The following is a 476-nucleotide window of genomic DNA, read 5'->3' on the forward strand; positions in this document are numbered from 1 at the left end:
ATGCACATCGACGCCGCCAGCGGTGGCTTCCTGGCACCGTTCGTCGCCCCGGATATCGTCTGGGACTTCCGCCTGCCGCGTGTGAAATCGATCAGTGCTTCAGGCCACAAATTCGGTCTGGCTCCGCTGGGCTGCGGCTGGGTTATCTGGCGTGACGAAGAAGCGCTGCCGCAGGAACTGGTATTCAACGTTGACTACCTCGGTGGTCAGATTGGCACTTTCGCCATCAACTTCTCCCGTCCGGCGGGCCAGGTAATTGCACAGTACTACGAGTTCTTGCGCCTCGGTCGTGAAGGCTATACCAAAGTACAGAACGCTTCCTACCAGGTAGCTGCCTATCTGGCAGATGAAATCGCCAAACTGGGGCCGTATGAGTTCATCTGTACCGGTCGCCCGGATGAAGGCATCCCGGCGGTTTGCTTCAAACTGAAAGATGGTGAAGATCCGGGATACACCCTGTATGACCTCTCTGAACG

At 57.1% G+C, this 476-nt stretch carries 1 protein-coding gene; it reads left to right on the forward strand.

Translation table 11 applies throughout. The features are described from left to right. A partial coding sequence (locus tag ATB02_RS25830; RefSeq protein ID WP_241957653.1) for a pyridoxal-dependent decarboxylase occupies positions 1 to 476 on the forward strand: 476 nt, incomplete at both ends.

Origin of the sequence: Escherichia sp. MOD1-EC5189 (assembly GCF_002966045.1) — a bacterium.
Classification (GTDB): domain Bacteria; phylum Pseudomonadota; class Gammaproteobacteria; order Enterobacterales; family Enterobacteriaceae; genus Escherichia; species Escherichia coli_F.